The sequence below is a fragment of the Photobacterium halotolerans DSM 18316 genome, from assembly GCF_000425165.1.
Lineage (GTDB): Bacteria > Pseudomonadota > Gammaproteobacteria > Enterobacterales > Vibrionaceae > Photobacterium > Photobacterium halotolerans.
Genome location: NZ_AULG01000022.1, coordinates 73,063 through 94,752 on the forward strand (window position 1 = coordinate 73,063; position 21,690 = coordinate 94,752).

Below are 21,690 nucleotides of genomic sequence, written 5' to 3' on the forward strand. Positions count from 1 at the left end.
GCTTTATTCGTTTGTTTTACGCCCGATTACCCCGTTATAAACCCTGATCACTAAGCGTGCATGCTTCTCCTATCTCTTTGTTACACATAGTATTTACTTGTTCACAGTTCGTGAAATTCCCGTATGGCATTCGGGTAGTGCGCATCAATTGCTTATAAGCTGAATACCGCGAAGTGACAGCTTCGCCTTAGCGGCTGCGATATCTCAAATACGTCAGCTTTTTCAAACAGCAAAAGGAATGCAATGGATGAGAGTTTTACTGCTTGTTCTTACGGGAGCCTCGCTCGCCCCTATACCGGCAAGTGCCGACTGGTATTTTCGCGGGACACCCAATCAGTGGGCTGCCACGCCTCTGGAAGCGATCAGTGCGAACCAATACCAGACCTGCCAGAGTTTCTCTTCAGGTGATGCCAGTGGCGGGCCAAGATTTAAAATCGATCGCGATGGCAACTGGAATGAAAGCTATCCCGTTCAGGATGTTGGGGTCGAGTCCAATCAAAGCTATCTCATCAACTTTTTCGTCGACAGCAATACTATTACCGCTGAACCGATTGAGAACTGCGGAGCAGTGTCTGAAGAGTGGTTTTTTCGGGGAACACCCAATGACTGGTCTGCGACTGCAATGACCAGTCATGATGGTATGCTTTTTTGTACTGAACAGACGTTTGCTGACAATGATCCCCGTTTTAAAGTCGATCGGTTCGGTGACTGGGCTGAGTCCTACCCGCAAGCAGACTATCGGGTAGAGGATAACCAGCAGTATAAAATTTGCATCGACAGTCAAACCAAAGTAATCACCACTGAGCTGATCCAAGGGGCAAACAGTGAACCACCCGCGGTCACAGCCACACCTGCGGCGGGCTTTTATCCCAACAGTCAGTCCGTGACTTTGGCCGTGAACGACAACCAGGATACGGCGCCCAAAATCTACTACACCACAGACGGCAGTTCACCCAATACGGGCTCAAGCCTTTACCAGGGGGAAATACTGCCGGCCAGTGATCTTGGTGAGGGTGCTGATCTGGTGGTGAAAACGCTGGCCATTGATGCAACGGGCAATCAGCAAGAGCAGAGTTTCAGCTATTTTATCGGTCAGCAAGCCGCCAGCGGAGATTTTCGTGAAGAAACCATTTACTTTCTTTTGACCGCCCGTTTTTATGATGGTGACAGCAGCAACAATTATTACAACCGTGACCGGATTAAACCGGGGGATCCACAATGGCGCGGCGATTTTAAAGGACTGATAGCTCAGCTCGACTATATTCAGGATCTCGGTTTTACCGCGATTTGGGTGACCCCGCCGGTGGAAAACCGCTCTGGTCTGGATTATCACGGTTATCATGCCTATGACTTTTATACAGTTGACCCGCGTCTTGAATCACCTGATGCCAGTTATCAGGACTTTATCGATGCAGCTCATGCCAAAGGTTTGAAAGTGATTCAGGATGTCGTGATCAACCACTCAAGCCAGTACGGCTTGCGCGATCACGTCTGGATTGATCGTCTGCCCACTAAATACTATGTCCCGGCTGGCAGCAGTCAGGGTGAAATCAGCAATGATCCTTACTTTGGCAATCTGGGCGATTACCAGTCGGCTTACCGGGATGATAACGACAACAGTGTTGCCCCTGCCTGGTTCCGCGAACGTCACAGTTCCGACCCGGATGGGATCACCCCGCTGGTTGATCCGAAAACCGGCACTACTGTGCCTCTGGCCGGTTATGATCCCAATCGCTTTTTTGGTATTGATGCCCAGACGCTTGACCCGTCCTGGTACCACCAGGACGGTTTTATGTCCGGCGGTGACTGGGAGAATCCGCAAGCATTGCAGAATAAACACATGGCGGGTGACTGCATTGACCTGGCAACGGAAAACCAGAACGTCAAAGACTATATCAATGGTGCGATCCGTCAGTACCTGGATATGGGGGTTGATGCTATCCGCCTGGATACGGTGAAGCACATTGAACGCGATGAGCTGCTGGAGTATGTCAACAACTGGAAAGCCCATAAACCCGGTTTGTTTGTCTTTGGTGAAAACCTGGTCAAGGGAACCGGTTTTGGTTCAGAACTCGATAATGACAACGCCTCTGCGGTCATTCGTCCCTGGTGGTATACCCGTACAACGCAAGATCCGGCCAATCCTAACGGAGGCGGCGATTCAGGCTTCTCGGTGCTCGACTTTTCAATCTTCTCGACGTTCCGCGATAACGTCACGCAAGGCAACTTTGGCGGCATCGGAGGCGTGCTTGGCTGGGACTGGGTGTATGGCGACGCGACCAAACTGGTCACTTTCTTCCAGAACCATGATGTCGGCCCGGACAATGACTTTAAGTACCGTTATGGCGGCAACATGGGACATGCCGCAATGACCTACAACCTGATGTGGACCAACCGGGGTATCCCTGCACTCTATTACGGTGAGGAAGTCATGTTCCAGGCAGGACTTCCGCAGGATATTGCCGGTGCCACCGACACCATAGACATGACAGGGCGCGCTTATTTTGGCCCTTATCTGGATGATAAAGCGACCACTTCGCAACACCCGCTGTACCAGCACATCAAACGCCTGAACCAGATCCGCAAGGTGGTGCCAGCCTTGCAGAAAGCGCCGACCAGCCAGGTGAATGAATGGGGCGCCGGTATCAGCTACATCCGGGACTATAACAATGGTGAGAGCTATGCCGTGGTGGGATTAAGCAATGCTAACCCGCAAACCATGACTGTCACAGGTGTGCGTAACGGGACCTATCGTGATGCCGTGACAGGTAACCAGCTGACGGTATCCAACGGTAGTATCAGTTTCACCGTGAAAGGGTACAGTGCCGGGATTTACGTTTTGAACGGTCCCGGGAAAATCGGTACTGACGGTGAGTTTCTGCGTTAAAACGAAACAGCCTGCCAGTGATGGCAGGCTTTGCTGTGAAATACAAATAGGTAACTAACGACAGGATTGAAAAAGAACACAGGTTCAACCTTACCAACGGTCGTTTACCCGGATAGACAGCGAGCGCACAGCGCTCGCTGTCTATCCATCTACTCACATTTCGACACCATCACAGCGTCGGGTAAGCCGTTATCCTGGAAGGTCAGGCTCCACACATAACGTCCGGCTTCAGGGAGCATGGCAGCGGTGTCTTTGCCATAGCTGCCTGCAGTGAGCGGCGTTTTCTGACCCGGCCTGAGTTCAAGCCCTTCGGCCGTATACTGTGGCGACCAGTCTTTACTGGCGTACTGCAAACGGAAGCTGCCGGCCTGTTCATTGGTTACCACCTGATACAGGTTCTGGCCTTTGTAGGCAAATTGCCGGTTGTCTTTGTGCTTCCATCCTGAATCGGTGAAATCGCCGACCACATACAGCGACTTACTCACCGGTCCTTGCTCATTTACCGTTGGGTTATCGCACTTCGCCATTATACCTGTGCCCGTCACGGTCAGGGCTTTGGCCGTCAGATCGACAGCAGGTTGTACGGGGGAGACAATGCGCAGGAAGCGTGCTTCAAAGCCATTGAGCGGAACCGTGTAGTGTCCGCTGCTGAGGGGAAAGCGCTCACCGCTTTGCAAGTCCATCAAATCTCCGGCTGAGCCCAGTGTTTCCGCTTCCAAAGCCAGTTGTTGCGAAGCGTCTGTGGTACTGACCAGATAAACCACGGCGTCCTGATCTTGTTGCTTGCGATCCACATACACCTTGTCATTGGCCACAATATTAAGGCGCTCGCCTTGGTATAACGCCGGGTGCGCTGATCGCATGGTCATCAGCTCAGTGACATAGGCTTTGAGATCCCTTTGCCGTGCATTCAGCGTGGCACTGACGCCGTCAATCTTGCCACTGGAACGGGCCACATGATCATCACACAAACCTTGGATGGCGCAGATATCGCCAGACACTTTATCGGCAAAATGTTCAACCTGATCACCAATTTCATCACCGTAATACAGGGTGATTGGGCCGGTATAAGCGGCGAGGAAGGATAACGCTGCTTTATGGCGCTGCCAGTATTGATCATCGGTGGGCTCTGCAATATTGCCGCGTTGCAGCAAATCACCAAAGCGGACGAGATCATGGTTGCCCAGCATCAGATTGGGCTGGGCATGATCGGGATACAGACGATGTAAATCCATGCCCTCTGCCAGCCAGCTGCCGCCTTTGCCACCGTTGCTGTTTTCATTCACGGCGAAGGTTTCTACTAACCGGTAGCGGACCGGAAAATCAAAGGCTGAACACAAGCCCGGTGTGCCTTGCGGGCCGTAACCCGTTTGGTTGATCACGTTTTCGTTATTCCATATTTCGGCCACCATATAACCCAGCGGGTGAACTGTTTCGCCAAGGTGATTGACGTAAGTGACCGACTGCGATGCGTCATCGACCGTCTGGCGAATGTCCTGCCAGGCCTCCAGTGGCACCTGATAAGCCTGATCCAACCGCCAGCCATCAATTTTGAGTGTTTTGATCCAGTAAGCCGCTACTTCCTGATAAAAAGGCAGACTCTCCGGGTAGCTGACCGGATTGCTGCTGCCGGCGGGCAGCTTTCCGGTGGGCGATGGCACCACATTGTCTTTGTGATGGCCAAACACACCGTCAAAGAACACATACAAGCCCCGGGCATGGGCCTGTTCGACCAATGCTTTCGCGGTTTCCAAGGTGCCAAATTTCGGATCAATCGAAAAATAATCGGTGGCATAATAGCCGGTTGCATCCAAACGGTCTGCCCAGTGATCCTGACCAGTGATGGGTACCGACGCAAACACAGGCGTCAGCCAGATCGCATTGACACCCAACGACTGGATATAGTCCAGAGAATCGATGATTCCCTGTAAATCGCCCTGATGGTGGCTGGTTCCATAGCCAGTGCCATGCCCAATATTCGGGTCACCATCGACAAAACTTTCCACCATCACCTGGTAAATGCGTAACTGGTGACTTTTCTCTGCAACGCTTGGGTTACAGGCATAAGATGCACTGGCTTGCTTCTCATCCGCAGAGGGACCTGAGCTCCCGCATCCTGCCAGCGCGGCGGCTATCAGTATTGAGAGTGTGGAGCGATAAATCTTTTTGTTCACGTTTAACTTCCTGTTGTTGTTATTTGAGTTTTTGAACTCTGTTCGCCTGTGACCAGGTGCCCTTTACAGCCAGGGGCACCTGCAAGCGCGATTACCGGGCCTGAGTAAATACAGTCACCGCAGTGCCTTCAACCACAACACTGCCGGATAACCCTGTCTGCTGACGGGCCCCTGATGCATCGGCAACCAGCGTCCAGTCGCCCGCAGGCAGGCTGATGGTCTGATTGCTGCCGCTGTTGTACACCACAAACAGGTTATGCGTGTCTTGCGGGTAAGTGATTAAACCTGTGACCAGTTGGCCGCCAGACTCAGCGGGCCGGGAGACTGTGAGGTAACTGGCGATGTCCTGATTTGAGGTCATGCGTAAACCAGCGTGATTGCGGCGCAGCGCGATCAGAGCTTTGAAGTAATCATAGGTAGCGGCGTTATCAGCACGGCGCTGCCACTTGATACTGTTAAAGCTGTCCGGCGCATTGTAGGTATTGTGGGTACCGCCGTGCGCACCGAAATTCCAGGCATCCGGATCACTCATTTGCTCGTTGTCGGTTTTTGTCCGTAAGAACTCGTCCCCGGCATGGACAAACCCGATCCCCTGGCTGGTCAGCACCATGCCCATGCCAAAATTCACCACGCGTTTGGCGTAATCGAGACTGGCCGGTGGCGTCAGGCTGAGAATCTGGTGTGAGCTGTTCTGGACAACATTGCCCGACAGGCTTAAATACACCTTATCCCACAGCCCGAAATTATCATGGGCTGAAATATAGTTGATGCTTTGCTCCGGGTCGGCGGCAAAGTTTCTGAACCAGGTGCTGTTGCGGCTGTCATTGGGATCGTACGCAGAACCGCGCATGCCATCATAGATGGACCAGCCCGCATCGGCGCTGTCCAGATTGTTGAACATATAGCCGGTCCGGGTATCGTCGTTCGACCCTTTCAGGGCTTCACGGTACGCGCCGTTAAAGACGCCGACATGTTCTTGCACCATGTGATGCGTGGTGCCGTAGCGGACACGTTGTGCTTCTTTCGGATCGCTGGCGTAACCATTCCAGGGTTCGCCGTAAAGCAGCAGATTGCGATCCGGGAATTGCTGGTTCAGCGCACGTCCCCATTTCTCCACTTCCTGATAAGAGAAAATGCCAATCAGATCGAAACGGAAACCATCAATGCCGTATTCATCGACCCAGTAGGCCAGCGAATCCTGAATCATGCGGCTGACCATAGGCAGGTCGGCATCAATGGAATTGCCTGTGCCGGACAGATCGGTGGGGGTGTAATAGCTGTTGCTGATGTTTTCAAACATCTCTTTGGCGTAAGTGTGGTTGTACACCACATCCATGATGACCCGGATTCCGGCTTTGTGAAACTCGTTCACCATGGTTTTAAACTCGCTGGCACGCGCCTCGTAATCGGTCGGCACCTGTGAATAGCGTTCTTCCGGGACGTTGTAATTACGCGGATCATAGCCCCAGTTGTAACAAGGATCGCTGTCAGGAAGTCCGTCGCAGGTGGCAAAGTCATAGACGGGCAGCAGCTGGACGTGAGTGATGCCCAGATCGACCAGATGATCAATCCCTGTTTTCAGCCCGTTGTAACGGGTGCCGCTTTCGACCATCCCCAGGTACTTACCACGCTTGTCTGCGCTGACACCAGCGCTGGCATCGATGGTGAAATCGCGGACATGGACTTCATAAATCACGGCATCTTCGCGGTTCACTAATGCCGGACGTTCAGCCCAGCCGCCATCTGGGGCAGTGCGGGACATGTCCATCACAATGTTGATGGCTTCACTGTCTCCTGTGCCTGGTTTTGCCATTTTTCCGTAGGGGTCGCGCACCGGAATGCCATTGATCTTAAAGGTGTACTCGGCAAGGTGCAGATCACCGCTGACGTCAACCTGATAGATATCGGTGTAGCCGTTGGCATCGCTCACTTTGCCCAGCGGGTATGCTGTGCCGTTCACAGTAACCGTGACATCGCTGTGATCCGGCGACCAGATCGCAAAGGTGGTTTTATCCGGCTGATATTGTGCACCTAGGGTGGGAAGCGGGGGGCAATCTGAGGTACATGGAGTCACGGGCGTGAGGGTATAGTTCAGGGTCTGGTCGTTAACTGTGACCAGATATTCGCCGTTGATCTGGGTATAGATGTCATCGCCGGATGCGTCTAACACGCCGTCATTCTGATTATCACCATAGTTTTGCGACCAGTCTCCGGTCAGATCAAACTTAAAACGCTGACTGGTTTGTCCGTCAAAATGGACCAACAGCGACCAGGTGTTGTTATCGACCAGGGTCATTGCCTCTGCCGCCCATTGATTCGGCGTGCCGCGAAAGTGCAGCGCTGCGAAGTTTTGTGCCAGAGACTGGCTGTCGCAACTGGTCACCGGCGTGGTGATAATCGTCTGGCTGTCGGTGTAAAAATCGATCCGATAGCTCTGATCACCGGCAACTGTGTAATCGTCGGCGGGGTAGCTTTCCTGCCAGTCACCGTAGCGGTCGATTTTAAACCGCGGACCACCTGTGGCGTCCCCTTGCAGAAAACTCTGGCAGGTTTGATAGTGAGTGGTCGTTATTTGTGTCATTGCTGCCGCGTTCCACTGATTCGGGGTGCCCCGGAAGTGCCAGTCGGCGAGTGCGGGGGCGCTGATCAGCGTCGCACCAACAATAAGCGTAGGTAAGGTTCTCATTTCAATTTCCTTTTGCCGTCCTTTGCAAGAGAGATAACTCCCGAACGGATCGAGTTATTGTTTATGGTTATTCGCACTCCTGACGCGGACATTTCATCCTGCCAGGTGAGTTGTAAATAGCACAAAAAATAACGCTGAAAATGCCGTTTCCGGTGAAATTGAATTGAAATGTGAACAGATTAACTCATTGTATGGCAAGAAAAAATTGAACTGTGATCTTGTTATCTCAGCCCCTTCCTACGCCCCCTTTTCTACGCCCTGAAGGGGACAGGCTATTGCCGGATACCATAATCAGTATTGTGGTAAGAAAGAAAAAACCTCCAACAGTGAAGGAGGTTAAATCTGCTTTGAATTTTATTCCTGACGCTGAATCGGGTTAAAAGATCACCGATCTGAGGGTTATGCGAAATCAGAAAGTTTCATGATAGTGGCATATCGATCACTCAATGCCGCGATGGAGACATCATGGACCAGTTTCCCATCAAGCTCGTTATTATTTTGATCCGGAAGACTTCGAGTTGCGCAAGCATCTTCACAAACAATAACGTCGTATCCAAGCTCAACAGCTTTGATAGTTGTTGCAGTGACGCACATGTGACTCATGAAACCAGCTACAATAATTTGCTTGCGTCCAGTCAATCGTATCAGCTCTTCTAACTCCGTATTAAAAAATGAGTTTGGAAGGGTTTTGTGTACGATTTGTTCGTCCTCTGATGGTTTTACCAATTGAATCACATCAGACATTTTTGATTCACAGTTAAACACTGGTGATGCAGAGCTTGCCTTATGCAATACATGAAAGACGGGTGTTGATTTATCACGCGCTATATCAAGAAGCGTCTTTGCCTTATCCAATGCAAGTGAACCATTTTCACCTAACTTCAACTTTCCGTCAGTATATTCATTTTGAAAGTCTATATATAGAAGAACCATATTGTTCCAATCAACGGTGCTATCGGATAAGCCTGATATTTTTCGCAAAGTATTTACATGATTCATTGTAGTCTCCTTTTTAAATTCAAGTCTAGTCTATGGAAAATAATCAGAATAGTTAACGAACAATTTTGCATGCGTGATGAGCAAAAATTCTTGTAGCAATTCGTTATTACCGCTATTCCATTTCAACTGTTGACGCACGACCTATGTGCAAAAATTCTTATAGTTATAATGATAAGAATATTTTAAATTGAGCTGTAATTAACAGGAGGTTATATGGTTGATAAGATTCGATTACCAATATATGAATCATTAGTAAGTTCAAAGAAGAGAATGAATGGAAGCTTTCATGCTCTGCCGATTCAAAATGTGGGTAATATTAAAAATGTAATACTTGAAGACGGTTTTCTGAATGCTTTTGAAAAGATAAAGCATTTAGAATTATCAATAACAGGACCTTTTTTTGACAGTTTGTCAGACCCTTCCAGGGTGATTGATGAATCCTCAAATATTATTTCTGATATATATGGTTCAGATTTATCTTTATTTGTAACTTGTGGTTCAACGATAGCAAACAACATTGTCATTGAAGCATTATGTAAGAATGATGATAAGGTTATATGTCAGAAAGGGGTGCATCAATCTATCCATTTTACTTTGAAATCCTCTAATATTGATGTAAATTTCATAGAAGATATCTTATGCAACAATGAGTCTAGCATTTACAGAGGTAATGCTGAAAAAATATTAGACGAATTAAAAAATGCTGAAGAGTTTAATAACCCTTACAAAACATTAATAATTAATAGTCAGTCATATGATGGTGTATGTTTTGATTTAAGTAGGTTTCTTGATCAAGTTTGTCAGATTGCGACAAGATTAGAAAATATTATTATTGATGAAGCGTGGGGAGCTTGGTCTGCATTTGATCCCTATATGAAAGAGAAGAGTGGAATTTACAACTCAAAACGCCTTTCACAGAAGTATGATAAAAACTTTATCGTAGTACACTCTATACATAAATCACTATTTTCATTCAGACAAGCAAGTTTAATCAATGTTTATGGTTCAGATTATTGCATTAATAAAATTATTAGTAGTCACTATAGAAATCATACAACCTCACCAAGCTATCCAATCCTGGCCAGTACTGAACTGGCTGTAGTACATGCTAAAAACTATGGACATCAATACACCGAAAGAACATTAAGCTTGATTGATAAATTAAAAAATTTTGTAGTAAAAAACCTTAATCATTTCAAGATTGAAGAATTAGAATTGAACAGTGATTTCTTTATCAATGATCCCACAAAGGTTTGGGTGACTTGCTGTTCTCCATTATTAAATGGTGAAAAAATAAGAGAGTATTTGTTTAATAATCAAGGTGTATACATTAGTCGGTACAATGAAAGATCAATTTTATTAAATTTTCACTGTGGCGTTAATGATGAGTTAGTTGATTATTTATTGCTTGGACTAGAGTGCCTGGAAAAGAAAGTAAAAACAAATACAGATAAAATGAATTTAAGAGAAGGTGATATATCATCATCATTCTTTATTTTATATCCCCCAGGAACCCCGGTTTTAACACCAGGACAAACGGTTTGTAAGTTTGACTTAGATAAAATAAATAATTCATTGATAAACAATATATCACTTTTAGTTGTTGAAGGAAATTAAGATGATACCACTAGGGAAAATTAAAGAGATTGCATCAGCTCGTGGTGACAAGAACGCATTAATCTATGAAGAAAGAAAAGTTACCTGGAATGATTTTTATAAGGATGTTAATAAAATCACTTTAAATTTAGCAAGTAAAATTGACTGTAGTTCAGAATTATCAATGTGTTATATTTCTCCTAATTGTATAGAACTCATTTATTTGATGTCTGCAGCTGCCACATTAAAAATACCATGTACAGGTATCGATTATACACAGGACTCCAGTAAATTAGAACCTATGTTGAAGGCTACAGGTTGTAAAATTCTTGTTGTTTCCTCATCGTATTGCATTGAAAATAACATAAATATACAGGGGTTATCGAGTCAGGTAAATATTATTGATATCGATAACAATGTAAGAAATAGCATTTGTTATGATGAATTGACATGTGAGTCAGACAAAAATATTGATAGCCTTCAATTGCAGCATAGACCTTTTAAAAGTATTTCATTTACGTCGGGAACGTCTGGTATCCCTAAACCTGTAATTCGAAATAAGTCATTTGATGGACGAAGGTTTTCATTTTTCACTGCTCGCTATGGTTTCTCATCAGAAGACAGGCATTTGCTTGCAATGCCTTTATATCATGCAGCCGGTAGTGGGTGGTCTAGATTATTTATGCAACTTGGAGCAACTATTATTGTTGCGAAACCACATGATACTGAACATATGGCTCAACTTCTCAAAAGTGAATGGATTTCAACCAGTGCGATGACGCCTCCTTTATTGAATGAGGTGGTGAGGCACTATACGGATGGTGGTTATTCCGCGAAAGAGAATAATTTAAAATTTATTATTGTTGGCGGTAAGCACTTTCACCCTCAGGCCAAGCTTCAGGCTATCAACTCTCTAGGTCCTGTCATATATGAATACTATGGGACAACCGAAACCGGTGTGAATGCCTTAGCTGAACCTAGTGATTTAATCACCAACCCTACGAGTGTTGGCAGGGCATATGATGGTAATAATATTCTTGTTATCGGTAAGGATGGGCAAGTGCTTCCTGCCCATGAAGTTGGCCGTATAGCGATTGCCAGTTATATGAACATGGATAGCTACGGTAATCAAGATTCCGAATTCGTTGTTATTGGTGATACGAAATATCTGATCACTGCTGAAACTGGCGAAATGGATTCCAGTGGTAATATCTACCTGAGGAACAGAGCTCAGGGTGAAAGTGCTTTAAATATTTATGAGTTAGAGAATGAAGTCAGACATCTGCCAGGTATAAAAGATGTCGCAATGATCCCTTCGAATAAGAATACAGTCCATTGTGGGTTCGTTACCAATAGTGACTTTGTTGTGGATGATTTTGAGCTTATTCGAAATATTAAATATATCTGCAAGAAAATGAAAGTTAAACTGGAAGGCGTCGGCCGTGTTGATTCAATTCCTTACTCACCTTCAGGAAAAGTACGAAATGAAGAGTTGAAAAGTTTGGTTTTCAATCAAGTTAAAAATATTTCAGGTGATAAAATAAATACAGAAAATAAAAGTAAAATAAGCTTGACTAAATATATTGTTGCAATTCTATGCCTGATGGGTACAGCAATGTCTTGGGGAGGGATGTTTCCGATTGCAAAGAATGCTTTACAATCCATGGATGCAGTTCATATCAGTTTGATCCGTTATGGTGCGGCTTCTATGATATTGGTTTTAATGTTATTTATGAAAGAAGGTAGTCATTCATTATCGCCGGGCCGAAGCGTTTTCAAATTATGGTTGTTTGGTTCGTTTGGATTCGCAGGCTTTAGCATTCTGGCATTTGCGGGGCTCGCCTATACCAAAGCGCAGCATGGTGCGATTATCATGGCACTGATGCCTTTAATTTCTGCAATGATGATGTGGACACTGAAAAAAGTAAGACCTGCTAAATTTACCTTGATATCAATCGTGTTCGCTTTGTTTGGTGTGGTACTCGTGATAACTAAAGGTGATATGAGCGCTTTTTCAGGAGGTAATTTATTACCGTCACTTGTCATACTCTCAGGCGCTTTCTGCTGGGTTACGTACACGTTAGGTGCAAGTTACGTTGAGGGGTTCTCTGTACTCAGATATACAGCGTTATCTTCTATACTTGGGGCGTTTACTATCTTAATTATTGCTTTAATTACGAATTCGTTAAGTATTACACATGCACCAAGTATGGAGCAGATATTCTCTGTAAAATGGGAGTTGCTGTACCTTATCACTTTTGCTGGTGTGATTGCTGTATTTTCCTGGAACTATGGAATCAACACTTTAGGACCGATAAATGGTGTTCTGTTTATTAACTTAGTACCAATTACAGCCTTTGCTATTGGTATGGCAAGAGGTGAGGCTATCAGTCATTCCGAAATTTTTGGGGCTGCCATAACAATTGCAGTGCTTCTAATGAATAATGTCTATACACGATGGTCAACTGCAAAGAAAGAAAAACATACCCCAAGTTCATTTAATATACAGATGTCAAAAAGTTAGTCACTTATTTGTTTAACCAGTAAGGTGAAAAGAGGTGGCAAGCATAATCTATGTTTGTCACTTCATTTTTATTTTTTGAATGCATTTTTGAATATCCTGACTAACTCGTCCATAACAAGTTTTTTGGGTGTGGAATATGAGGTCTTCTTAGAAGTTAACATCCATATTTCACGGTATATTTCTTCTGTAGGCTTAATAAATGGATGGGAGTCATTTCGAAGTACAATTCTTGGTATTAGCGAGATACCATAACCACTTTCGGATGCTCTTTTTTGAGCTGAAACAGAGTCAGATTGAATTCGTATTGATTTGGTTCCAAATTTTTCGATGAGATACTTACATTCTGGCAGATGACTATACAGATTTGAGTATGTAATTATATTGACGTTTTCATTTTTTACGAGTTTATCCAGCCAATACTCGTTACCATAGAGCACATATTCTATCTCACCTAATTTTTTACAAATGGATTCGCCCTTTTCTGGCAACTCCATCCGTAAAGCGATATCAGCTTCCTGTTTAGATATGTTGACATTTCGACTTGAAGTGTCAATTTCAAATCTTAATTCAGGAAATCTTTGGTGCAAGTTATGCAAATTTTCTATGACGAAATGTTCTGCTAAAAATGGGACCATTGATATTTTAGTATTCTGATTGAACTTTGATTCAGGCGAGAGTTCTTCTTCGAGGCTGTTGATCTTGTCTCTCATTGTGATGGATTTATCGTAAAGCAATCGACCTTCAATCGTAGAAATGAATCCATCCTGTGTCCTATCAAAGAGCTTAAGTTTTAAAGCATTTTCCAACCGGTCAATTCTTCTTGATACTGTTGCATAGTTCACATTTAGCCGATTGGCTGCCACACTGACTGTATTTGTTTCATATAACGTGAGAAAAAACTTTAAATCGTCCCAGTTTAATTTGTTCATGAATAACCTAAATTTATGATTTATATTGATTTTACCAAGGTTGAGTCTGAAGTTATGCTGTCTGTATGAATCAACTGTGCATATAAAGAGAAGTCAGTTTTTTCTCTGTTCTTATCCATGAACCTTAACCTGCATTCTCTTATGTCTTGGCATCTATTTTTTAAACATTTTTATGGTCTGCTCCAACAAATCACTGTTCATGAAGCATGTACGGAATAGGATTAATCCCCGGTGGATCGCGACAGAAAATGTTCGGTTAACCCTCTTCAGATCCATAAAAAACCATAAATGATATGCTTATTGTTTATTATGCTTGCATAATGCACGTATGAAGTCTATACCCTGATTGGCGAAATGACCGGGCATTCAATCTGTCGTTGTAACTTCCACGCTCCTACCGGTACCGGGGCGTGGATACCATTGAATAACTGTGGTTATTTCGCCGGGTATTCAGACCAGTTGCTGCCATCCAGGGTGATGTAGTTTTTTCCCTGTACTCTGATGACAGTAGATCCTTCGTTTTGAGCGACCACAGGCGTGGCAGGCAGGTTACCGATCAGAGAGGCCGGATCAAAGCTGCCACTCAGGTACGGGTTTTGCTCTAAGATATTGGCAATGAGCTGAGATAACGCCAGATAGCTGGACGGTGATGTTACGCGGGCTGTCTCGCCGGTTCGGACAATGTTTTTGCCAAAGATTCTTAAGCCAACAGGGGTATGCACAATCGAAGGCGACGGGATTTCCCGCATCCCGGTTATCTGCATCCGATCGCCTTTCATACCCGCACCATGTTCGGGCACCAGCACCACCACGATATTCCGGCCCGATTGTTCCAGTGACTGGAAGAAAGCGTACAGATCGTCGAGCAGGTTATTCAAACGCAATTTGTAGCTCATCAGCCCGGTGGATTGGTTGCCGTGAATGATCCGGTTACCGTCGTGCAAGGAGATGGTGTTATAAAGCGCCACAACCTTGTCGCTGCCTTCCTGCTGGCGATGTTGCCACCAGTGATTCAACACGTCTTTATCTCGGTAAATCGGTGCACCGTCGAAAGACTTCTGGTACGGGGAAAAATCCGTTTGCGGCATCAGATCTGCCGCCACATTACCTTCGGTTTGAATTAACTCAAGGAAATTGTCGAAGATCCCGTCGTGGTTCATCACCAGATTTTCTTCAAAACCTAATTGCTTCAGGTTTTCGAACAGGTAGCACTGCTCAGACGGTGCTCCTGCAAAGAGCTGGCTGTGGTTCTCCTGCCCGCAACTGGCTCGCAGCAGACGGATCACGGCTGGCCCGCTGTAGGACGTTGCCGCATTGAACTGATCAAAGAGGATGTCGAATTCTTTAAATAAGGGATGATCTTCCAGTCCGGCGATCTGGATATCGTCCCAGGCGACTGAGCAGATGCTCAAGAATAAGAGATCGAAGGGCGCAGCGTTAACGGCGTTGTCATCCAGCAGGACTTGCCGTTTGGATTCACGGGAAAAAAACTCGGCCACATATTGGTTCAGGGATGCATCATCTGTTTCTGCTGGCATTTTGGCAGCATTGGCATTACCGGCGGGCCGGGTTTCCGGGGTAGTGTTCTCAGCTGTTCCCTGATCTGCAATTACAGGCGCTATCTGGCCGGATGGCAGGCTGAAAAACAGCATCGCCGCCATCACCAGTACCGATACGCGTAAAAAGCGATTGAGCAGGTAGTAACCTATGCCGACGGCAAAAAGGCCCAGTAGCGCCTGGATAGAGAAAAACCGGCCTGCCAGTTCAAACAAATAACCCCATTCGAAATGCATCAATTGGTTCATTTGCGCCCACAGGCGCTCTAAAGGCGGCAGGAAAGAATCATAGTGCAGCAACCAGGCTGCAGCAGGTACAGCAATGACGAGCTTGATGGCTGCCAGCAGCCGGGAACGCAGCGGCAGTAATAAAAAGAGGGCCAGTGCTATGTTTTCCAGCGGGTGGAAATCAATCGTGCCCTGCAGATACAGGGCGAACTTTGCTATGAAATAAACATTCCACCACCCCAGTCCTTTAACCTGCTGTGATGAATGAGAAGAGAGTGTAATCGTCATAGTCTCTGCTTAGTGATAGAAATTCAGTCTTGTTCAAAGTAGCGGGAGCGCCCGAAAAATTTGCGATAGAGACGCTTGCCCAGTGTGATCAGGTTATGCAGGTAGTAACCCAGTACCATGCCTGTTAACAGGCTGAGCCCTGCGGTGAGCAGAAAATCATCAATGTTCATGATTCACCTTTTAATCGAATGCGTTTAGGCGCAGCAAAAAGGGCTGCCATCTCTTCTTCGGCGCTACTTTTTTCTGTAAAAATAGCCGGTTCTGTGATGATTTTTTTGATGTCGGCACAAACCGTCAGAGCTTCTTTGTCGACCACTTCCAGCTCTTTTTCCATATCATGGTGTGCACTGATGATCTGGACGGCCCGGAAGAGATCCCGGACTGGCGCATCAAAAATATTATTGAGTGCCGTGTGGATATCCGTTTGGCGAATGGCGCTGAACAGAACATACAACGCATGGTGACAAGCGGTTATCACATCGCCATCACGCCGGATATGGCACAGCCGCAGACACTCATCCGATTGCATTCCTGGCAGCAGCTTGAGTTTAACCAACACCAGGTCCAGCTGCGGAGAGGTAAATTGCTGCATCACAGTATGGCAATATTGGGTAAATGTCTGATTGTCCAGATATCCCCTGGCATTATAGTTCAGGTCATTTAACAACAGCTCTTCAGTATTGGCCGGCAGCGGGCGCGTCATGCGTTGTCCTTGCACCGCATCGACCTGACTCATCATTCTGAGAAATGGCAGATGATAAGGCACAATCAGGTTCACACCGGCGCGCAGCAGAAAGGTTTCATCGGCATATCGCAGGCACTGCCTGACTTCTCTGATGATGATCTTGAGCCGCAGGCCGGCTTTTTGCCGTAAATACAGGCAATCGACAGCCAGTTGACGGATCTCCTCCGGCGACTGGCAGGACAATATCACTGTCGCTGAAGGCGGGGTTGTTGAATCACTGATGATCTCTGCATTGTTTGCCGCCAGCTGGACGTGTGCAGGAAGTGGGATGTCTTCCTCCGCAGCAGCATGGCTCATCACAATCAGCGTCGTGTCATCCTGGCTGCCAAGTGTCGTTATATTGGGGGTTGAAACCGGCACGGCAGCCAGCATACCCAGTGCCGTTTTCTGCACAATAAAGGTTTTATCTGATTGAACGCCGTCCGGTTTTGCCCAGAAATGTACATGGTAGCTGTATTTGTCGTCACTGATCATGCTCATGGAAGCCAGCCCCGCCAGGTGACGGTTCAGTGCCAGTAATGCCGGTTTCAATGACGTTGAGGCGACAGAGCCGTACACCAGCAATTGGATGGTCAGGTTATTATTGGTAGCGTGATCGTTAAGTTTTTTTAAATCAATAGTGAGATTATCGTTATTAATATTGACGAAAAATATATCCGGGACAAAAAGGATGCACAGCGATTTTTGGGTGATTTTTAATTTGATGATGTCATCCAGCAGTAAATGTATACCGTTTGGGGCTCTATTCTTATTCAGAAAAAAGAGTTTCTTACATTTTTCCTGTAACGTCGCTGAGAGCTGATAAGCTTCCTGTTCGGTCAGGCCGGAGTAAAAGTTATCTTTGTTGGTAAGGCTGGTGAAGTTATTGTTTTCATTCTGTTTAATGATTGATGTCAGATAATCGATTGCCATGGTTTTGTGGTCAAAAAGATTAACATAAACCGACGGGAAATTGTTTATTCCGACAAAGTGTGTAAAGTCTGGATTTATAGACATAGAAAATACCAGTTGCTCGCCATCGGCACTTTTCCCGCTTTATTTAAGCTTGCAGAGGCACCATCACAGTAAGAACACGACAGAAAAATGTGTTACTAATATAGTCAGATCATATAGAATTTGCGCAAAAAGTCGAATCATTCATCTGGTTTATCTTGGCACTGACTGAAAGGTGCAAGGAACTGTTTGGTTTGCATATGGTCAGCGTACTGATCACGAAATTTGATTATGAACTGAAAGGCATACATAATTAAACGGAATACTATCATTAGTTTCTGGTCTTATCAGTTAGCGTTTTAGCAGCTAGTATTAAATTTATCAAACGGAGGTCTGATTTTTTTGTGGACCGAATGTTAATAAGGAACAGGCAAAAATGTAATAAAAGTGAGTGTCTGTTTGTTTCTTTAAGAATTATGTACTTAAATTAAAGTTTGTATTAATGGCATTGATATATTCTATTAAGTAGTGGTGAATTATTGTGGTAATGCCTGCGAAAGATGTTGATGCAATTTACGCATCTTATAACATGACTAATCATGATTATGTCGAATTAAACGAAAGCGAAACCTATTCAAAAGTCAAAAATAAATGGTTGATATTAAAAAGTAAAAAGTCACTTCACGGAACTAAACAAGCGAGTACTGAAAACAGTAGCCAGGTCGATATGGTATGAAAAGGATCGGGATTCTCAGCTTGCGCGGTGGTGCCGGGGCGACAACAGTTACAGCAAATCTGGCTCAGGCATTAGTGCAAGTGCAGAAAAATGTGCTGGTTGTGGATACGGCTCCCGCCAACTTGCTGCGTTTACACCTCGGCTTGCCTATCTCCAGTGTTGAAGGGTGGGCCAGTCACATGTGTGCGAATACTGACTGGCAGTCCGCGGGCTTTGAAAGTCCGAATGGTGTGGCATTTTTGCCTTTTGGCCAACTGTCATTACAGAGCGCCCGACAGTTTGAGGCGAACCGCGGCCCTTACCTTGCTGAGATCCTTGAAGCACTCGGGCGGTTTGAGGCGGGTGACAATCAGGATCACTGGCAACTGATTCATTTGGCAGCGTCGGATCTGGCGACACTGGAAGATGAAGCCTTTGGGTATTTTTTTGATGTCGTGCTGGTGGTGTTAACCCCTGATGCCGCCAGTTACTGCGTGTTGCAAGATGTTTCTGAGACCCAGACTGTTTTTAACGATGCGCCTGTCTCAGCCAAAGTGCGCTATGTGCTCAACCAGTATCAGCCAGAAACCGAGATCAGCCGCGATTTCATGCTGGTGATGAAAAAAGAGCTTGGCGCTGAATTGTCACCTGTGCTGTTACACCGGGATATCGCTCTGATGGACAGTGTGGCAAATCTGACCACAGTGCAGCAGTTTGCTCCAACCAGCCAGGCAACGAAAGATTATCAGTCACTCGCCTTTTGGTGCGTGTCGCAGTTATCAACCATCCAGTGTGTTTCCTGAGTGTATGTTCAACACCTTAAATCTGATTTTTCAATCCTGGGTTATTGAGCAGTTCAAAGTGCAAAAGCTTGCTTATGAGCGCGAGCGAAATACATCTGCCTCCCGAATGGGAAATCTGATACTCGGCTTGTGGTTTACCTTTGCGTTTGTGTGTCTCAAGCCGCAGGTTGCCGGCGTGCCGGCATGGCGTCTGCCTCTGATTTACTACCCGCATATCAATTTTGCTTCCCCCACATTGCTCGATCCTGCGCGTTTTGTGCTGCAGAGCCTGTGGCTGTTGTGCGTCAGGCCGCAATCGCCGGGTCACTTTAAAGCCCGGCTGCAAGCGGGAACCACACAGCTGATCCGCCGCGTGAAAGCCATCTTCTATTTACCCTTTGGGCGCATTGCCGGCCTTGTTCAATGGCTGGAAAAAAAAGCGACCGACGCCGACACGGAAGATCTCAAAACAATATTACGAGAAACCAAAACCGGGCGGATGATCAATATCCTGCTGCTGATAGCCGTGGTCTTGCTGGCCCTGATCTGTTTTACCGTGCCGTTCGGGTTGGAAGCCCAGATGGTTTTTGTCTTATTGCTGTGGGCGCTGGCGATGATGTGCCGGCGAATGCCCGGCCATTTTCCGACCTTGCTGTTGATCATCCTGTCGGTCACGGCTTCGTGCCGTTATCTGTGGTGGCGCTATTCTTCCACGCTGAACTGGGACGACCCTCTGGCGCTTATGCTGGGCATTTTACTGTTACTGGCAGAAACCTACTCCTGGATCGTGCTGATTTTAGGTTATTTTCAGAATATCTGGCCGCTGAACAGAAAACCGGTTGCACTGCCGCCAGAGACAAAAGTTTGGCCTACAATTGACGTAATGATACCGACATATAACGAAGATCTGGACGTTGTGCGTGCCACTGTGTACGCCTCTCTGGGCGTCGACTGGCCAAAGGATAAGCTGAATATTTATATTTTGGATGACGGTAAGCGAGACAGTTTTCGCGATTTTGCCCGGGAAGTTGGCGTGCACTATCTGCGACGGCCAACCAACGAGCACGCTAAAGCGGGCAACATTAACTATGCCCTGCAGCGTTCTCAGGGAGAATTTGTGGCCATTTTTGACTGTGACCATATTCCGGCCAGAGCCTTTTTTCAGCTGACAATGGGCCTGTTCCTGAAAGATCCGAAACTGGCGCTGATTCAGACACCGCACCACTTTTTCTCGCCGGATCCGTTTGAGCGTAATCTGGCCAATTTTCGCGATGTGCCCAATGAGGGCAACTTGTTCTACGGCCTGATTCAGGACGGTAACGATCTGTGGGATGCCACTTTCTTCTGCGGTTCATGCGCCATTTTGCGCCGCGGACCACTGGAAGAAGTCGGTGGTATAGCGGTGGAAACCGTCACCGAAGATGCGCATACCTCACTGCGGATGCACCGTCTGGGTTATCACTCGGCGTATCTGAAACAACCGATTTCAGCCGGTCTGGCAACGGAAACGCTGTCGGCCCACGTTGGCCAGCGTATCCGCTGGGCCAGAGGCATGGCGCAGATTTTCCGGGTGGATAATCCGCTGACCGGCAAAGGGCTTAAGCTGTCCCAGCGGCTGTGTTATGCCAATGCCATGCTGCACTTTTTATCGGGTATTCCCAGGATCATTTTCCTGATTGCGCCACTGGCTTTCTTATTGCTGCACAGCTTCATTATTTATGCACCGGCACTGGCGATCATTCTGTACGTGTTACCGCACATGGTGCATGCCAGTATGACCAACTCGCGGATGCAGGGGGAATTCCGTTATTCATTCTGGGGCGAAGTGTATGAAACCGTTCTGGCCTGGTATATCGCGCGCCCGACCACAGTGGCACTGTTTGCCCCGCATAAAGGGCAGTTCAATGTGACAGCCAAAGGCGGGCTGGTCAAAGAATCCCATTATGACTGGGTGATCTCCCGGCCCTATCTGGTGCTGGTATTGCTGAATGTGATTGGACTCGGCATGGGTATTTACCGCTTGGGGTGGGGGCCGGAGAACGAAATGGCGACCGTGCTGGTGAATATTGTCTGGACCCTGTACAACCTGCTGATCCTCGGCGCGGCAGTGGCGGTGGCTGTTGAAGCCAAACAAATACGCCGTGATCACCGGGTTGAAGTCTCTATGCCGGTAGCGATCAGGCTCAGATCCGGACACCTGCTGCAGGCTGAGATGAAAGATTTCTCGCTCAGTGGCTTGCGGGTCCGACTGGGCGAACAGGACAGTGAGCGACTGAATGTCCAGGTGAATCAGAAACTGGAGGTGGTGCTGAGTCGTGGTCAGCAATCCTATGTGTTTCCGGCGACCATCGCCTTTACCGGCAACGGTGTGCTGGGGCTGCAGCTCAGTGAACTCAGCACACAGCAACAAATTCAGTACGTGCAATGTACGTTTGCCAGAGCAGACATCTGGGCGAAGTGGCAGCAGTCTTATCAGTCTGATAAGCCGATGTCGAGTATGAAATCTGTGCTGCAGGTCGGCTGGAACGGATACCGCCGCCTGATGCAGCACAGCCCGGCACCAGTCGCTGCGCTGGCGCAGGGTGTTTCAATCTTTGGTGGCCTGATTTGGTCACTGAGACCACGTAATGTCCCCAACAGGGCTTAAA

Annotated in this window: 12 protein-coding genes; 5 read left to right on the forward strand and 7 right to left on the reverse strand. The window is 46.8% G+C overall.

Annotated features, from left to right (window positions below; genetic code table 11):
- The first annotated feature begins 247 nt into the window (after positions 1-247).
- Positions 248-2,887: an alpha-amylase family glycosyl hydrolase gene (locus H511_RS0105725; RefSeq protein WP_051287931.1), complete on the forward strand. Its 2,640-nt coding sequence runs from the start codon at positions 248-250 to the stop codon at positions 2,885-2,887.
- Positions 2,888-3,036: 149 nt separating this feature from the next.
- On the opposite strand, the gene H511_RS0105730 is transcribed toward H511_RS0105725, so the two are convergent.
- From H511_RS0105730 to H511_RS0105740, 3 genes are all read right to left on the reverse strand, one after another.
- Positions 3,037-5,061: an alpha-amylase family glycosyl hydrolase gene (locus tag H511_RS0105730; RefSeq protein ID WP_027251439.1), complete on the reverse strand. Its 2,025-nt coding sequence runs from the start codon at positions 5,059-5,061 to the stop codon at positions 3,037-3,039.
- 91 nt (positions 5,062-5,152) lie between these two features.
- Complete coding sequence (locus tag H511_RS0105735) at positions 5,153-7,747, reverse strand: alpha-amylase family glycosyl hydrolase (RefSeq protein ID WP_027251440.1); 2,595 nt, start codon at positions 7,745-7,747, stop codon at positions 5,153-5,155.
- A gap of 399 nt (positions 7,748-8,146) precedes the next feature.
- Positions 8,147-8,746, reverse strand: a complete 600-nt coding sequence (locus H511_RS0105740) for an isochorismatase family protein (protein ID WP_027251441.1) — start codon at positions 8,744-8,746, stop codon at positions 8,147-8,149.
- A gap of 213 nt (positions 8,747-8,959) precedes the next feature.
- On the opposite strand from H511_RS0105740, the gene H511_RS0105745 reads away from it, so the two are divergent.
- Together H511_RS0105745 and H511_RS0105750 are read left to right on the forward strand one after the other, a co-directional pair.
- A complete protein-coding gene (locus H511_RS0105745) occupies positions 8,960-10,363 on the forward strand; it encodes an aminotransferase class I/II-fold pyridoxal phosphate-dependent enzyme (RefSeq protein ID WP_027251442.1) in 1,404 nt (467 codons plus the stop codon).
- 1 nt (position 10,364) lies between these two features.
- Positions 10,365-12,866, forward strand: a complete 2,502-nt coding sequence (locus H511_RS0105750; protein WP_027251443.1) for an AMP-binding protein — start codon at positions 10,365-10,367, stop codon at positions 12,864-12,866.
- Positions 12,867-12,934: 68 nt separating this feature from the next.
- Here the strand turns inward: H511_RS0105750 and H511_RS0105755 are convergent, their stop codons facing one another.
- The 4 genes from H511_RS0105755 to bcsE all read right to left on the reverse strand — a co-directional run bounded on the left by H511_RS0105755 (position 12,935) and on the right by bcsE (position 17,608).
- Positions 12,935-13,795 carry a LysR family transcriptional regulator gene (locus H511_RS0105755; RefSeq protein WP_027251444.1) on the reverse strand — a complete coding sequence of 287 codons (861 nt, stop codon included), beginning with the start codon at positions 13,793-13,795 and terminating at the stop codon, positions 12,935-12,937.
- A 434-nt stretch (positions 13,796-14,229) separates the two neighbouring features.
- Complete coding sequence (gene bcsG / locus H511_RS0105760; protein ID WP_027251445.1) at positions 14,230-15,867, reverse strand: cellulose biosynthesis protein BcsG; 1,638 nt, start codon at positions 15,865-15,867, stop codon at positions 14,230-14,232.
- Between the two features lie 23 nt (positions 15,868-15,890).
- Positions 15,891-16,037, reverse strand: a complete 147-nt coding sequence (locus H511_RS24855) for a hypothetical protein (RefSeq protein ID WP_169449966.1) — start codon at positions 16,035-16,037, stop codon at positions 15,891-15,893.
- Positions 16,034-17,608, reverse strand: a complete 1,575-nt coding sequence (bcsE, locus tag H511_RS22710) for a cellulose biosynthesis protein BcsE (protein WP_051287933.1) — start codon at positions 17,606-17,608, stop codon at positions 16,034-16,036. The genes H511_RS24855 and bcsE overlap by 4 nt, the downstream gene beginning before the upstream one ends.
- A 669-nt stretch (positions 17,609-18,277) precedes the next feature.
- Here bcsE and bcsQ point away from each other — a divergent pair.
- Entirely contained in the window at positions 18,278-19,063 is a 786-nt protein-coding gene (gene bcsQ / locus H511_RS0105785; protein ID WP_027251446.1) for a cellulose biosynthesis protein BcsQ, read from the forward strand.
- A 4-nt stretch (positions 19,064-19,067) separates the two neighbouring features.
- Complete coding sequence (gene bcsA / locus H511_RS0105790) at positions 19,068-21,689, forward strand: UDP-forming cellulose synthase catalytic subunit (RefSeq protein WP_027251447.1); 2,622 nt, start codon at positions 19,068-19,070, stop codon at positions 21,687-21,689.
- The last annotated feature ends 1 nt before the right edge of the window (position 21,690 follow it).

What these genes read in the sequence shown, in the direction of transcription:
- H511_RS0105725 (WP_051287931.1), top strand. Translation starts at nt 248, where the DNA reads ATGAGAGTTTTACTGCTTGTTCTTACGGGAGCCTCGCTCGCCCCTATA.
- bcsA (WP_027251447.1), top strand. Translation starts at nt 19,068, where the DNA reads ATGTTCAACACCTTAAATCTGATTTTTCAATCCTGGGTTATTGAGCAG.
- bcsQ (WP_027251446.1), top strand. Translation starts at nt 18,278, where the DNA reads ATGAAAAGGATCGGGATTCTCAGCTTGCGCGGTGGTGCCGGGGCGACA.
- H511_RS0105745 (WP_027251442.1), top strand. Translation starts at nt 8,960, where the DNA reads ATGGTTGATAAGATTCGATTACCAATATATGAATCATTAGTAAGTTCA.
- H511_RS0105735 (WP_027251440.1), bottom strand. Translation starts at nt 7,747, where the DNA reads ATGAGAACCTTACCTACGCTTATTGTTGGTGCGACGCTGATCAGCGCC.
- H511_RS24855 (WP_169449966.1), bottom strand. Translation starts at nt 16,037, where the DNA reads ATGAACATTGATGATTTTCTGCTCACCGCAGGGCTCAGCCTGTTAACA.
- H511_RS0105740 (WP_027251441.1), bottom strand. Translation starts at nt 8,746, where the DNA reads ATGAATCATGTAAATACTTTGCGAAAAATATCAGGCTTATCCGATAGC.
- H511_RS0105750 (WP_027251443.1), top strand. Translation starts at nt 10,365, where the DNA reads ATGATACCACTAGGGAAAATTAAAGAGATTGCATCAGCTCGTGGTGAC.
- bcsE (WP_051287933.1), bottom strand. Translation starts at nt 17,608, where the DNA reads ATGTCTATAAATCCAGACTTTACACACTTTGTCGGAATAAACAATTTC.
- bcsG (WP_027251445.1), bottom strand. Translation starts at nt 15,867, where the DNA reads ATGACGATTACACTCTCTTCTCATTCATCACAGCAGGTTAAAGGACTG.
- H511_RS0105755 (WP_027251444.1), bottom strand. Translation starts at nt 13,795, where the DNA reads ATGAACAAATTAAACTGGGACGATTTAAAGTTTTTTCTCACGTTATAT.